The sequence below is a fragment of the Prescottella subtropica genome, assembly GCF_005434945.1.
In the GTDB taxonomy this organism is placed as follows: Bacteria; Actinomycetota; Actinomycetes; order Mycobacteriales; family Mycobacteriaceae; genus Prescottella; species Prescottella subtropica.
On record NZ_SKCH01000005.1, the window covers coordinates 1 to 14,220 of the forward strand.

The 14,220-nt window shown below is 70.6% G+C and carries 14 protein-coding genes and 1 rRNA gene; all 15 read left to right on the forward strand.

All coding sequences use genetic code 11. The annotated features are described in order from the left end of the window. Positions 1 to 5: 5 nt before the first annotated feature. A 5S ribosomal RNA gene (rrf, locus tag E0497_RS07075) occupies positions 6 to 122 on the forward strand. A 68-nt stretch (positions 123 to 190) separates the two neighbouring features. After that, a complete protein-coding gene (locus E0497_RS07080; protein WP_137724097.1) occupies positions 191 to 1,273 on the forward strand; it encodes a tetratricopeptide repeat protein in 1,083 nt (360 codons plus the stop codon). Continuing rightward, the gene (locus E0497_RS07085) at positions 1,270 to 2,289 is read left to right on the forward strand and encodes an HAD-IIA family hydrolase (RefSeq protein WP_241665762.1); all 1,020 of its coding nucleotides are present in this window, start codon (positions 1,270 to 1,272) and stop codon (positions 2,287 to 2,289) included. Before E0497_RS07080 ends, E0497_RS07085 begins: the two co-directional genes overlap by 4 nt. Positions 2,290 to 2,351: 62 nt before the next feature. Beyond that, entirely contained in the window at positions 2,352 to 2,570 is a 219-nt protein-coding gene (locus tag E0497_RS07090; protein WP_137724099.1) for a hypothetical protein, read from the forward strand. A gap of 1 nt (position 2,571) precedes the next feature. Continuing rightward, complete coding sequence (locus tag E0497_RS07095; protein WP_137724100.1) at positions 2,572 to 3,405, forward strand: TlyA family RNA methyltransferase; 834 nt, start codon at positions 2,572 to 2,574, stop codon at positions 3,403 to 3,405. After that, a complete protein-coding gene (locus E0497_RS07100) occupies positions 3,402 to 4,319 on the forward strand; it encodes an NAD kinase (protein WP_137724101.1) in 918 nt (305 codons plus the stop codon). Before E0497_RS07095 ends, E0497_RS07100 begins: the two co-directional genes overlap by 4 nt. Positions 4,320 to 4,321: 2 nt before the next feature. Then, complete coding sequence (gene recN / locus E0497_RS07105; RefSeq protein ID WP_137724102.1) at positions 4,322 to 6,097, forward strand: DNA repair protein RecN; 1,776 nt, start codon at positions 4,322 to 4,324, stop codon at positions 6,095 to 6,097. Positions 6,098 to 6,200: 103 nt separating this feature from the next. Further along, entirely contained in the window at positions 6,201 to 7,385 is a 1,185-nt protein-coding gene (gene steA / locus E0497_RS07110) for a putative cytokinetic ring protein SteA (protein ID WP_137724103.1), read from the forward strand. Beyond that, a complete protein-coding gene (locus tag E0497_RS07115; protein ID WP_137724104.1) occupies positions 7,382 to 8,326 on the forward strand; it encodes a copper transporter in 945 nt (314 codons plus the stop codon). The genes steA and E0497_RS07115 overlap by 4 nt, the downstream gene beginning before the upstream one ends. A gap of 89 nt (positions 8,327 to 8,415) precedes the next feature. Then, on the forward strand, positions 8,416 to 10,143 hold the full coding sequence (locus E0497_RS07120) for a CTP synthase (protein WP_137724105.1): 1,728 nt from the start codon (positions 8,416 to 8,418) through the stop codon (positions 10,141 to 10,143). A gap of 6 nt (positions 10,144 to 10,149) precedes the next feature. Then, complete coding sequence (locus E0497_RS07125; RefSeq protein ID WP_137724106.1) at positions 10,150 to 10,800, forward strand: NUDIX domain-containing protein; 651 nt, start codon at positions 10,150 to 10,152, stop codon at positions 10,798 to 10,800. Beyond that, positions 10,797 to 11,738, forward strand: coding sequence for a site-specific tyrosine recombinase XerD (gene xerD / locus E0497_RS07130; RefSeq protein ID WP_137724107.1), 942 nt, complete (start codon positions 10,797 to 10,799; stop codon positions 11,736 to 11,738). The genes E0497_RS07125 and xerD overlap by 4 nt, the downstream gene beginning before the upstream one ends. A 106-nt stretch (positions 11,739 to 11,844) precedes the next feature. Beyond that, positions 11,845 to 12,732, forward strand: coding sequence for a ParA family protein (locus E0497_RS07135; protein ID WP_421958319.1), 888 nt, complete (start codon positions 11,845 to 11,847; stop codon positions 12,730 to 12,732). Continuing rightward, positions 12,729 to 13,523 (forward strand): segregation and condensation protein A, encoded by a 795-nt coding sequence (locus E0497_RS07140; RefSeq protein ID WP_137724108.1) that lies wholly within the window; start codon positions 12,729 to 12,731, stop codon positions 13,521 to 13,523. The genes E0497_RS07135 and E0497_RS07140 overlap by 4 nt, the downstream gene beginning before the upstream one ends. Continuing rightward, positions 13,520 to 14,218 carry an SMC-Scp complex subunit ScpB gene (gene scpB / locus E0497_RS07145; protein WP_137724109.1) on the forward strand — a complete coding sequence of 233 codons (699 nt, stop codon included), beginning with the start codon at positions 13,520 to 13,522 and terminating at the stop codon, positions 14,216 to 14,218. The genes E0497_RS07140 and scpB overlap by 4 nt, the downstream gene beginning before the upstream one ends. The last annotated feature ends 2 nt before the right edge of the window (positions 14,219 to 14,220 follow it).

Sequence of the window (14,220 nt, forward strand, 5' to 3'; positions counted from 1 at the left end):
AGAGTTACGGCGGCCATAGCGGAGGGGAAACGCCCGGTCCCATTCCGAACCCGGAAGCTAAGCCCTCCAGCGCCGATGGTACTGCACTCGACAGGGTGTGGGAGAGTAGGACACCGCCGAACATCCGTTACCGAAAGGGGACCCGACATACTGGGTCCCCTTTCGTGCTTTGTACTGAAAGGAATGGGTCGTGTCGGACAGCAGTGGTGATCGTCGGGGCTTCCGCGGAGACGGCAGCCACCGATCCGAAGGATCTCGGGACGGTCGTCCCAGCGACCGTCGTGGTCCGAGTGGCGACCGCAGTCAGGGGTACTCGGGTCAGGACCGGACCGGCGGACAGAACCGTGGATCCGGGCAGTGGCGTGACCGTGACGACCGCCGCGGTGACGATCGGCGAGACGACCGTCGTGGAGAAGATCGTCGCGGAGACGACCGCGGTGATCGTGGCGGTGACCGTCGGCAGTTCCAGGGTCGCGGCGGTGACGACCGTCGTCGCACCGGCGGTGCTCCGCACCGACGTGGCGGCGAGGGCGGATTCGGACCCGCACGGGGACGCGACAACCGCGAATACCAGGGCCCGCAGCGGCGTGACGCCCGCCCCGACGAACCGGACATCCCCGACGAGGTGGAACCCGGTGATCTCGACGGCGCGGTCCGGCGCGACCTGCTGAGCCTCGACAAGAACAACGCGAACACCGTCGCCCGGCATCTCGTCATGGCGAGCCGGCTCATCGAGGACGATCCGGTCCTCGCGCTCGCGCACGCACGTGCGGCACGGCAGCGGGCCGGCCGTATCGCGGTGGTCCGTGAGACCGCGGGCATCACCGCGTACCACGCCGGCGAGTGGGCCGAAGCGCTCTCCGAGCTGCGTGCGGCGCGACGGATGTCCGGGGGGCCGGGCTTCCTGGCGATCATGGCCGACTGCGAACGCGGTCTCGGACGTTCGGAACGGGCCATCGAACTCGGGCGGAGCGAGGAGGCCCGCGCACTGACCGGTGACGAAGCCGGCGAACTGCGCATGGTCGTCGCGGGTGCCCGCATGGATCTGGGGCAGTTCGACCAGGCCGTCGTCACGTTGCAGACACCTGATCTCGATCCCAAGCGCACCGGTCCCGCCGCGGCACGCCTGTTCTACGCATACGCCGACGCGCTCGTCGCGGCCGGACGCATCAAGGACGGCCTCGAATGGTTCCTCAATTCGGCGGCCGCCGATCTCGAGGGCGACACCGACGCGGAGGAGCGTGTGGCCGAACTGACCGGAGAAGGTCAGTGACGGACGCGCACGACGCCGCCGGAACCACGCTGCGAGGCGAGTACGACGTCCTGCTCCTGGACCTGGACGGCACCGTCTACCAGGGCCCGCACGCCATCCCCGGTGCGCGGGAGGCGCTCGCGGCGGGCGACGGGCGGCAGTTCTACGTCACGAACAACGCGAGCCGGACTCCGGGCGACGTCGCGCAGCACCTGCGCGATCTGGGATTCGATGCGGTCGACGAGGACGTCGTCACGAGTTCGCAGTCCGCGGCGCGTCTCCTCGCCGAACGACTCGATCCCGGCGCTGCCGTTCTCGTCGTCGGGACCGAGGCGCTCGCCGGTGAGATCACGAAGGTCGGACTGACCCCGGTCCGCCGGTTCCAGGACACGCCGGTGGCCGTCGTCCAAGGCCACAACCCGGACACCGGGTGGCGGATTCTCGCGGAGGCGACACTCGCGATCCGGTCCGGGGCGGTGTGGGTGGCGTCGAACATCGATACCACCCTGCCCACCGAACGCGGTCTCGTCCTGGGGAACGGATCGATGGTCGCGGCACTGCAGACGGCGACGGGACAGCAACCGCTGGTCGCAGGTAAACCGGCTGCCCCGCTGATGGAGGACGCGCTGCGTCGCTCGGGGGCCGACCGTCCCCTCGTCGTCGGCGACCGACTCGACACCGACATCGCCGGCGCGAACGCCGTCGGCGTGGATTCGCTGCTCGTGCTGACCGGCGTCAGCACCCCCGCGGATCTGCTGCGGGCCGATGCGTCGCACCGTCCGACATACGTCGCACGATCGCTCGACGCCCTCAACGGGCCGTCGACGGCCGCCCGGGTCGCCCCGCACGACGGCTGGCGCGTCGAATTCGAGTCCGGTGACCTCGTCGTGCACGCCGACGGCGCACAGTCGTCCGACCGTTCCGGTGCGTTCCTGTCGGTGCTCGCCGCGGCGTGGCGTCATCCCGAGTTCGTGACAGTCCGGGCCGGCGACGACACCGCACGCGCCGCCACAGCCGTTCTCTCGGGTGACATCTGACGGCACCGCCGAAGTGACATCTGACGGCACCGCCGTCGGACCGATGGGCTAGGTTGGCACCGATGAGCACGCCAGTACCACTTCCAGGCCGCCGCCTCCCGGAATCGGGTGGTGGCGCTGCCCCGGAGGACGTGCGCGCACGGGTCGACGCACTCCTGGCGAGGCTGACCGACGTGCCGTCCGATACGACCGGTGTGGACGAACTGGCGCGCCGGGCACAGATTCTCGAACGGGCTCACGAGGTTCTCGTCGAGTCCCTGGCAGCAGTGGACAAGGTCTGAGGTGGCACGTCGAGCAAGGGTCGATGCGGAACTCGTGCGGCGGGGGCTCGCCCGCTCCAGGGAACACGCGCAGGAACTGATCGGGGCCGGACGCGTCCTCATCGCGGGCACTGTCGCGACCAAGCCCGCGACGGCCGTCGAGACCGGAACACCGCTCCTCGTCACCGACGTCGGCGAGGAGGTCTCGTGGGCGTCACGCGGCGCGCACAAACTGATCGGGGCACTCGACGCGTTCACCCCGCACGGGCTCACCGTGGAGGGACGCCGCTGCCTCGACGCCGGTGCCTCCACCGGCGGCTTCACCGATGTCCTGTTGCACCACGGTGCCCGGGAAGTGGTGGCCGTCGACGTCGGCTACGGCCAGCTGGTGTGGCGGCTGCAGTCCGACGACCGGGTGCACGTCGTCGACCGGACCAACGTGCGCTCCATCGACGCCGAGAAGATCGGTGGCCGCGTCGATCTCGTGGTGGCGGACCTGTCGTTCATCTCGCTGAAGCTGGTGCTGCCGGCGCTGGTGGCGTGCGTGAACGACGGTGCCGATCTGGTGCCGATGGTCAAGCCGCAGTTCGAGGTCGGCAAGGATCGTGTCGGATCCGGTGGTGTGGTGCGCGATCCGGAACTGCGCGCGAGCGCGGTCCGCGAGGTCGCCGACGCCGCCGCCGCACTGGGACTGCGGACCCTGGGTGTCGTGGCGAGCCCGCTGCCGGGGCCGTCGGGCAACGTCGAATACTTTCTGTGGCTACGCAAAGACGCTGCTGCGTCGCCGGCGGTGGACGAATCCGGCCCGTCCGTCGACGATCTGATCCGTCGTGCGGTCGAGGACGGCCCGCAGTGACCGGCCGTCAGGTGCTGCTGGTCGCGCACTCCGGTCGCCCCGAGATCACCGAGACAGCACGTCGCGTCGCCGAGATCTGCGCCCGCGCCGGGATCGCCCTGCGCCTGCTCGAGAACGAAGTCGACGTCGACCGGGTCAAGGCCATCGCCGACGGCCCCGGCAGCCCGGTGATCACCGTCGTCCCGGAGGGGCCGGGAGCGGCCGCGGACTGCGAGATGGTGATCGTGCTCGGTGGCGACGGCAGCTTCCTGCGCGGCGCCGAACTCGCCCGGTCCACCGACGTTCCCGTCCTCGGTATCAACCTGGGCCGCATCGGGTTCCTCGCCGAAACCGAGGCCGAACACCTCGAGACGGCGATGGAACAGGTGGTGCGCCGCGAATACCGGATCGAGGCGCGCATGACCCTCGACGTGGTGATCCGCGTCGAGGACCGCATCGTGCAACGCGGCTGGGCCCTCAACGAGGCCAGCATCGAGAACCGGTCCCGCCTCGGGGTCCTCGAAGTGGTGCTCGAGGTCGACGGCCGTCCGGTGTCCGCGTTCGGCTGCGACGGGGTGCTCGTCGCGACCCCCACCGGGTCGACGGCGTACGCGTTCTCCGCCGGCGGTCCCATCGTGTGGCCGGAACTCGAAGCGCTGCTGGTGATCCCGAGCAATGCGCACGCACTGTTCGCGCGCCCGCTCGTCACCAGCCCGGAATCGATCGTCGCGATCGAGACGGTCGCGGACAGCCACGACGGCCTGGTGTTCTGCGACGGCCGCCGCACACTGGAATTGCCGGCCGGTGGCCGCGTCGAGGTGATCCGCGGCACGGACCCGATTCGTTGGGTGCGTCTCGACTCGGCGCCGTTCGCGGACCGTATGGTGACGAAGTTCGATCTTCCGGTGACGGGGTGGCGAGGGAGGAAACGGTAGCGGTGCTGGCGGAGATTCGGATCGACAACCTCGGGGCCATCTCGTCGGCCTGCGCGCAGTTCCATTCCGGTCTCACCGTGCTCACCGGCGAGACCGGTGCCGGCAAGACGATGGTGGTGACGAGCCTGCACCTGCTCAGCGGTGCCCGCGCCGACGCGGGCCGGGTCCGGGTCGGCGCCACCCGCGCCGTCGTCGAGGGCCGGTTCCTCGTCGACGAGGACGCCCCCCGGATCGACGACGAGATCACCCGACTGCTCGAGTCGTGCGGTGCCGAACGCGACGAGGACGGCAGCATCATCGCCGTCCGCACCGTCGGTGGCGACGGCCGTTCCCGCGCCCACCTGGGAGGGCGCAGCGTGCCCGCAGGTGTGCTGTCCGAGTTCACCGACCCGCTGCTCACCGTCCACGGGCAGAACGACCAGTTGCGGTTGCTGCGCCCCGATCAGCAGCGCGCGGCGCTCGACCGGTTCGCGGACAAGACCGTCGCCCCGCTGCTCACGAAGTACCGCACCCACCGCACCGAATGGTCGACCGCCCGCGCCGAACTGATCGAACGGACCGGCAGGACCCGGGAACTCGCGCAGGAAGCGGACCGGTTGACGTTCGCGCTCGAGGAGATCGACCGGATCGCGCCCACCCCGGGGGAGGACACCGCGATTGTCGACGAGGTCCGCCGACTCGGCGACCTGGACTCGCTGCGCAGCACCGCCGAGGGCGCGCAGACCGCGCTGTCCGGCGCCGACGACACCGCCGGTGACACCACCGGAGCCCTCGACCTGCTCGGGGCCGCTCGGGCGCGCATCGAGGCGTCCGACGACCCCGCCCTCGCCGGACTCGGGCCGCGACTGGGGGAGGCGATCGCCGTCGTCGCCGACGTCGCCGGGGAACTGTCCGGATACCTGTCCGGGCTGCCGAGCGATCCGGGTGCCCTCGACACGCTGCTGACCCGTCAGGCCGAACTCAAGACTCTCACCCGTAAGTACGCCGCCGACATCGACGGTGTCCTCGGCTGGGCGGACACCGCTCGGGACCGGCTGGCCCGCCTCGACACGTCCTCCGAGGCGCTGTCGGCGCTGGTGGCGGCCGTCGACCGGGCCGCCGCCGAGACCGCGGCGGCCGCGTCGAAACTGTCCGCGGCCCGGGTCCGGGCGGCGAAGAAACTCGCGAAGGCGGTCAGCGACGAGTTGGCCGGTCTCGCGATGGGCCGGGCCGCACTCGAGGTGTCGGTACGGCCGCGCGAGGTGGGGCCGAACGATACGGCGCCGCTGACCGTGGACGGCCGGGAGGTGCACGCGGGGGCGTCCGGCGTCGACGAGGTGGAGTTCCGACTGGCCGCGCACTCCGGGGCCGCGGCACTGCCGATCAGCAAGAGCGCGTCCGGCGGTGAACTGTCCCGGGTGATGCTCGCCCTCGAGGTGGTGCTCGCCGGATCGGATCGCGGCGCGACGATGGTGTTCGACGAGGTCGACGCGGGTGTCGGTGGGCGGGCCGCCGTCGAGATCGGCCGCCGGCTGGCCCGGCTCGCCCGCACCCATCAGGTCATCGTCGTCACCCATCTGCCGCAGGTGGCGGCGTTCGCGGACACCCACCTGGTGGTCGACAAGACCGACGACGTGCGCAGCGGCGTCGACAGCGGGGTCCGCACCCTCACCGAGGGGGATCGGGTCGTCGAACTCGCCCGCATGCTCGCCGGACTCGACGACACCGAGACGGGCCGCGCGCACGCGGAGGAATTGTTGACGATCGCGGGGCAGGAACGCAGCGCCGCGCACGCATGACACTCCGAAAAGAACCTGATGGTTGGTGTCGGTCGACGGTGTGTGATAGACGGTACGGCGCGCCTCCCGGACCATCCCGGCGCGGCACGGGATCATCGACGCCATGAAGATGCCAGGGCTGCTCTCCCGTAAGACCGAATCCCTACCCGGTATCAGTGGCATCGCGCGCGTCGACCGGGACACCGGGAAACTGCTGCGCCGGGTCGGGGACGGCGACATCGTCGTCCTCGACGAGATCGATCTGGACCGTGTCACCGCGGACGCGCTCGTCACCGCCGGTGTGCTGGCGGTGGTCAACGCGTCGCCGTCCATCACGGGCCGCTACCCGAACCTCGGCCCGGAGGTGCTGGTCGCCAACGGCATCGTCCTGATCGACACGGCGGGCGCCGAGGTGTTCAAGGCGATCAAGGACGGTTCGAAGATCCGCCTGCACGAGGGGTCGGTGTACGCGGGGGAGCGGGTGCTGGCGGAGGGCACCGAGCAGACCGAGGCCGAGATCTCCGATCGGATGATCGAGGCGAAGACGGGACTCGTCGACCATCTCGAGGCGTTCTCGGGTAACACGATCGAGTTCATCCGCTCGGAGAGCCCGTTGCTCATCGACGGTGTCGGTGTCCCCGACATCGATGTCGACCTCACGGACCGGCATGTCGTGGTCGTCGCCGACGGACCCGACCACGAGGCGGACCTCAAGGCCCTCAAGCCGTTCATCAAGGAGTATTCACCGATCCTGGTCGGTGTCGGTGTCGGTGCAGACGCCCTCACCAAGGCCGGTTACCGGCCGGATCTGATCGTCGGCGACCCCGACCGGATCACCTCCGAGACCCTCAAGTGCGGTGCCGAGGTGGTGTTGCCGGCCGACCCGGACGGGCACGCGCGCGGACTGGCCCGCATCCAGGACCTCGGGATCGGCGCCATGACGTTCCCGGCGTCGGCGTCGCCGTCGGATCTGGCGTTACTGCTGGTCGACCACCACGGGGCGTCGCTCATCGTCACGGTCGGTGCGGCCGTCTCGCTCGACGAGTTCTTCGACCGCGGCCGCCGCGACACCAACCCGGCCGCGTTCATGACCCGGCTGAAGGTCGGCCCGAAACTGGTCGACGCCAAGGCCGTGGCGACGCTGTACCGCAGCCGGGTCTCCGGTGCCGCGATCGCGCTGCTGGTCCTCGCGGCGCTGACCGCGGTGATCGTGGCGCTCGTCGTCTCGAACATCGGTGGGGACGCCCTCGACTGGGCGATCGCCACGTGGAACAGCTTCGCGCTGTGGGTGCAGGGGCTCTTCAGGTGATCTCTCTGCGTCAACACGCCATCTCCATCGCCGCGATCTTCCTGGCCCTCGCGATCGGGGTGGTCCTCGGATCCGGTTTGCTGTCGAACGGCATGCTGTCCGGGCTGCGCGACGACAAGTCCCGGTTGCAGACCGAGATCGAGGATCTGCACGAGTCGAACAACCGGTTCACCGAGCAGCTGATCGCGGCGGACGGGTTCGATGCGACGGTCGCCGACCGGATCGTGCGGGACACCCTCGCGCAGCGGCCGGTGGTGGTGTTCACCACACCGGACACCGATCCGGGGGACCTCGAGGGCCTGACCCGGGCCGTCGGGCAGGCCGGTGGATCGGTGTCCGGGCGGGTCTCGCTCACCGAGTCGTTCGTCGACGCCGCGAACAGTGATCAGCTGCGCACCCTCGTGACCAACGTGGTGCCGGCCGGGACCCAGTTGCGGACCGGTGCGGTGGATCAGGGCAGCCTGACCGGCGACCTGCTCGGCTCGGTGCTGCTGCTGAACCCGCAGACTGCGCAGCCGCAGACCACCCCCGCCGAGCGGATGCTGGCCCTGGACACGCTGCGGGGCGGCGGATTCGTCGAATTCGACGGTGACGTGCAGCCCGGGCAGCTCGCGGTCGTGCTCACCGGTGCCGGGAACCCCGACAACACCGGCGGCAACCGGGGCGCGATCGTGGCGCGGTTCGCGGGTGCGCTCGACGGCCGCGGAGCCGGAACCGTGCTCGCCGGGCCGACGGCGTCGGCGGAGGGTAACGGGCCGATCGCGGTGGCACGTGCGGACGCGGCGCTGGCCGCGGTGCTCTCGACCGTCGACGACGTCGACCGGGAGTCGGGCCGGATCACCACCGTCCTGGCGCTGCAGGAGCAGTTGGCGGGCGGTTCCGGGCGTTACGGGACGGGGCCGGGAGCGGCCGCGGTGACCGTCGGTGCGGCGCAGCCGTGACGCAGGTGTTACCGTGAAGTCCCGTGGGTCGGCAGGCCCCAGCATGCTTCACTCGAATCAAGTCCTGCACAGTCGTCACGGGAGCCCCTTTGCCACAGTCACGCATTCAGTCGCGTAGCGCCACCAAGCACATCTTCGTGAGCGGGGGTGTCGCATCCTCCCTCGGTAAGGGGTTGACCGCCTCCAGCCTCGGCGAGTTGCTCACCGCGCGCGGTCTGCGCGTGACGATGCAGAAGCTCGACCCGTACCTCAACGTGGATCCGGGCACGATGAACCCGTTCCAGCACGGTGAGGTGTTCGTCACCGAGGACGGCGCCGAGACCGACCTCGACGTCGGCCACTACGAGCGTTTCCTCGACCGCGACCTCAACGCGTTCGCGAACGTGACGACCGGCCAGGTGTACTCGGCGGTCATCGCCAAGGAGCGTCGCGGCGAGTACCTCGGCGACACCGTCCAGGTGATCCCGCACATCACCGACGAGATCAAGTCCCGCATCCTCGCGATGGCCGGCCCGGACGCGCAGGGCCACGAGCCCGACGTGGTGATCACCGAGATCGGCGGCACCGTCGGCGACATCGAGTCGCAGCCGTTCCTCGAGGCGGCCCGTCAGGTCCGCCACGACGTGGGCCGCGAGAACGTCTTCTTCCTGCACGTGTCGCTGGTGCCGTACCTGGGCCCGTCCGGGGAGCTCAAGACCAAGCCGACGCAGCATTCGGTGGCGGCGCTGCGCAACATCGGTATCCAGCCGGACGCGCTGATCCTGCGCTGCGACCGGGACGTCCCCGAGGCGCTCAAGCGCAAGATCGCGCTCATGTGCGACGTCGACGTCGACGCCTGCATCTCCACCCCGGACGCCCGGTCGATCTACGATATCCCGAAGGTGCTGCACAGCGAGGGCCTCGACGCGTACGTGGTGCGCCAGCTGGGGCTGCCGTTCCGTGACGTCGACTGGACCGTGTGGGGCGACCTGCTCGACCGCGTCCACAACCCGCGCGAGACGGTCAAGGTGGCTCTCGTCGGCAAGTACGTCGACCTGCCGGACGCCTACCTGTCGGTGACCGAGGCGCTGCGCGCCGGTGGTTTCGCGCACTACGCGAAGGTCGAGATCGCGTGGGTGCCGTCCGACGAGTGCGAGACCGAGGAGGGCGCGCACACCGCGATCGGTGACGCCGACGCCATCATGATCCCCGGCGGCTTCGGTATCCGCGGCATCGAGGGCAAGCTGGGCGCGATCCGTTTCGCCCGCGCCCACAAGATCCCGCTGCTCGGCCTGTGCCTGGGCCTGCAGGCCGTCGTCATCGAGGCGGCCCGCTCGGTCGGTCTCAAGGATGCGAACTCGGAGGAGTTCGATCCGGGCACCAAGCATCCGGTGATCTCGACGATGGCCGATCAGGAGCACATCGTCGCCGGTGAGGCCGATCTCGGCGGCACGATGCGCCTCGGCGCCTATCCGGCGGTGCTGAACAAGGGTTCCGTCGTCGCGGCCGCGTACGGCAGCGAGAACGTCTCCGAGCGGCACCGTCACCGCTACGAGGTCAACAACGCCTACCGCGACCGCATCGCCAAGAGCGGCCTGGTGTTCTCGGGCACCTCGCCCGACGGCCACCTCGTCGAATTCGTCGAGCTGCCCGCCGACAAGCACCCGTTCTTCGTGGCGACGCAGGCGCACCCGGAGCTCAAGAGCCGTCCGACCCGTCCGCACCCGCTGTTCGCGGCGTTCATCGGCGCGGCCCTGGACTACAAGGCCGGCGCTGCGGCACCGGTCGAGGTCGAGGGGGCTGCCGAGACGGCTGCGACCGCGGACAGCGTCGGATAGCACGCGATGATCCGGCCGGGTGAACACGAGTTCGACACCGTCTCCACGCGGGACGTGTACAGCGGTGCGATCATCGCGCTGCGCGTGGACCGGGTGGCGATGCCCGGTGGCCGCGAAGCGGACCGCGAGATCGTCGAGCACGACGGCGCGGTCGCCGTCGCGGTCCTCGACGACGCCGATCGGCTCGTGCTCGTCCGGCAGTACCGGCATCCGCTCGGCCGGCGGCTCTGGGAGCTGCCGGCCGGGCTGCTGGACCTGCCCGACGAGGACCCGGTGGACGCGGCCCGCCGGGAACTCGAGGAGGAGACCGGGCTGGCGGCCGATCACTGGTCGGTGCTCGTCGACGTCGCGCTCTCACCCGGTTTCACCGACGAGTCGGTGCGGGTGTTCGTGGCGACGGGGGTGCGGGAGATCGGCCGCCCGGACGCGCACGACGAGGAGGCCGACCTCGAGATCGCCCGGATCCCGCTCGACGAGGCGGTCGCGATGACCCTGCGCGGGGAGATCGTGAACGCGACCGCGGTCGCCGGGATCCTGGCGCTCGCGGCGTCCCGGGCCCGCGGCGAGACGCTGCGGCCGGTGGACGCCGACTGGTCGGACCGGCCCGGCGCGTTCACCCGACGCACCCGCGACCGGTCCGGCAGCGCCTCCGCATGACCGCTGCCGGGGGGCAGTTGGGGCGGCAGATCGGCACCTATCTGGACCACCTGGCCGTCGAACGCGGTGCCGCCCGCAACACGATCGGCTCGTACCGGCGGGACCTGGACCGGTACACCCGCCACCTGACCGGCCGCGGTATCGGAGACCTCGGTGCGGTGAGCGAGGCGGACGTCGGGGAGTTCGTCGTCGCGTTGCGGCGCGGGGACCCGGAGTCCGGTGTCCCGGCGCTCGCGGCGAGTTCCGCGGCCCGCGCCCTGATCGCGGTCCGCGGCCTGCACCGGTTCGCCGCCGCCGAGGGGATCACCCCCGGCGACGTCGCCCGTGCGGTGAAACCGCCCGCCCCGGGGCGTCGCCTGCCGAAATCGCTTCCACTCGACGACGTGCTCGCGATCCTGGACGCCGTCGGCGGGGACGGGGCGTCGGACACGCCCCGCTCGTTGCGTGACCGCGCGCTGCTCGAGCTGCTGTACTCGACCGGCGCCCGCATCTCCGAGGCCGTCGGACTCGACGTCGACGACCTCGACACCGAGTCCCGCGCGGTGCTGCTGCGCGGCAAGGGCGGCAAGGACCGGGTCGTCCCGGTCGGGCGCCCGGCGATCGTCGCGATCGACACGTACCTGGTGCGGGGCCGACCGGCCCTGGTGACCCGCGGCACCCCGGCCCTGTTCCTCAACGCCCGCGGCGGACGGCTGTCCCGGCAGAGCGCGTGGCAGGTGCTGCACGACGCCGCCGAGAAGGCCGGCATCGGGGTGCCGGTCTCCCCACACACGCTGCGGCACTCGTTCGCCACCCACCTCCTCGACGGCGGCGCCGACGTGCGCGTCGTGCAGGAATTGCTCGGGCACGCGTCCGTGACGACCACCCAGATCTACACGCTGGTCACCGTCGGTGCCCTGCGGGAGGTGTGGGCGCAGGCGCATCCCCGGGCCCGGTGACGGACCGTACTGCCGTCGGTGCGTCGTGTCCGCCGTTCCAGGTCACGAAGCGGTAGCGTGACGGTATCGGCTGGATCGGCAGAACGGGATCGACAGGACAGGGGACATCGGCACCGTGGTGACGCAGTTGCAGCAGGTAGCAGAGGGTGAGCACGAGACGCCGTACGGACCGACCGGTCGTCCACTGCGGGACGTGCCCGAACCCGGGCCCGTCGACCGCCACGGTCCGGCCCGCATCATCGCGATGTGCAACCAGAAGGGCGGCGTCGGCAAGACGACGTCGACGATCAATCTGGGGGCCGCCCTCGCCGAGTACGGGCGCCGGGTGCTGCTCGTGGACCTCGATCCGCAGGGCGCACTGTCGGCGGGGCTCGGCGTCGCCCACCACGATCTGGAGCTGACCGTCCACAACCTGCTGGTCGAGCGCCGCTCCGTCGACGACGTGCTCATGCGCACCCGCATCGACGGCCTGGACCTGCTGCCCAGCAACATCGACCTGTCGGCCGCCGAGATCCAGCTCGTCACCGAGGTGGGCCGGGAACAGACCCTCGGCCGCGTCCTGCATCCGGTCCTCGACCGCTACGACTACGTGCTGGTGGACTGCCAGCCGTCGCTCGGGCTGCTCACCGTCAACGCGCTGGCCTGCGCGGACAGTGTCATTATCCCGATGGAATGCGAGTACTTCTCGCTGCGCGGGCTGGCACTGCTCACCGACACGGTCGACAAGGTCCGGGACCGGCTCAACCCGCGGCTGACACTCGAGGGCATCGTCGTCACGATGTTCGACGCCCGCACCCTGCACGCCCGCGAGGTGATGTCGCGGGTCGTGGAGGTGTTCGGCGACCTCGTGTACGACACCGTCGTCAACCGCACCGTGCGGTTCCCCGAGACCAGTGTCGCGGGGGAGCCGATCACGACGTGGGCGCCGAAATCCGGTGGGGCGCAGGCATACCGGGCGCTCGCCCGTGAAGTCATCCACCGGTGCACCCGATGAGTGCCGACGCCGATACCGGCTTCCGGGTCCGGCTGCACAACTTCGAGGGCCCGTTCGACCTGCTGCTGACGTTGATCAGCCGGCACCAGCTCGACGTCACCGAGATCGCGCTGCACACGGTGACCGACGAGTTCGTCGCCTACACCCGGCGGCTCGGCAGCGAACTGGGATTGGACGTGACCACCGAGTTCCTGGTGGTCGCGGCGACCCTGCTCGACCTCAAGGCCGCCCGGCTGCTGCCCGCCGGGGAGGTCGACGACGCCGAGGACCTGGCGCTGCTCGAGGCGCGGGACCTGCTGTTCGCGCGGCTGCTGCAGTACCGGGCGTACAAGCAGGTGGCGGAGCTGTTCCGGGACCTCGAGGCGAGCGCGCTGCGCCGCTACCCGCGTTCCGTCCCGGTGGAGGACCGCTACGTCGACCTGCTTCCCGAGGTGCTGCTCGGGGTCGACCCGCGGCAGTTCGCGGAGATCGCCGCGACCGCGTTCCGGCCGCGGCCGGTGCCCGAGGTCGGACTCGACCACCTGCACGTACCGGGCGTGTCGGTCCCGGAGCAGGCCGCCCTGATCCTGGAATTGCTGCGCGGCCGCGGCCGCGACGTGTGGACGCCGTTCACCGAACTGGTCACCGACTGCGACACCCCGGCGGCGGTCGTGGCCCGCTTCCTGGCGTTGCTCGAGCTGTACCGGCAGCGGTCGGTGCTGTTCGACCAGCCCGAACCGCTCGGGGATCTGGCGGTCAGCTGGACAGGGGAGACCGCGGACACCCCGGTGAGCGACGAGGAGTACCGATGACCGACACCGACATGAGCGCCTTCGAGGACGAGTTCGCCGACGGGTCGCCGCGGATGCCCGACGCCCGCCTCGCCGCGGCCCTCGAATCGATGCTCCTGATCCTGGACGCGCCCGCGACGCCCGCGGTCTTCGCCGACGCGCTCGACGAACCCGTGGACCGGGTCACGGCGATGCTGCAGACGCTGTCGGCCCGGTTCACCGCACACGGCAGCGGCATCGACCTGCGCTGCACCGGCGACGGCTGGCGGCTGTACACGCGCACCGAGTACGCGCCGTACGTCGAACGGCTGTTGCAGGGCGGGGCCCGCTCGAAACTCACCAAGGCGGCACTCGAGACGCTCGCGGTGATCGCCTACCGGCAGCCGCTGACCCGGGCCCGGATCAGCGCGGTGCGCGGTGTCAATGTCGACGGCGTCGTGCGGACCCTGCTCGCCCGCGGCCTGATCGTCGAGGCCGGGCCGGACGAGGAGACGGCGGCCGTCACGTACGCGACCACCGAGTTGTTCCTGGAACGGCTGGGGCTGGCGTCGCTGCAGGATCTGCCGCCGCTCGCGCCGCTGCTCCCGGACGTCGATGTGATCGACGACATCGCCGGAATTATCGAAGACGATCCACGGTTTGCGACAATGGACAGGACTGCACAGTCCACGAGGTCGGCGACTCCGCCGGACCTCGAGATCGACACCGAATACTGACA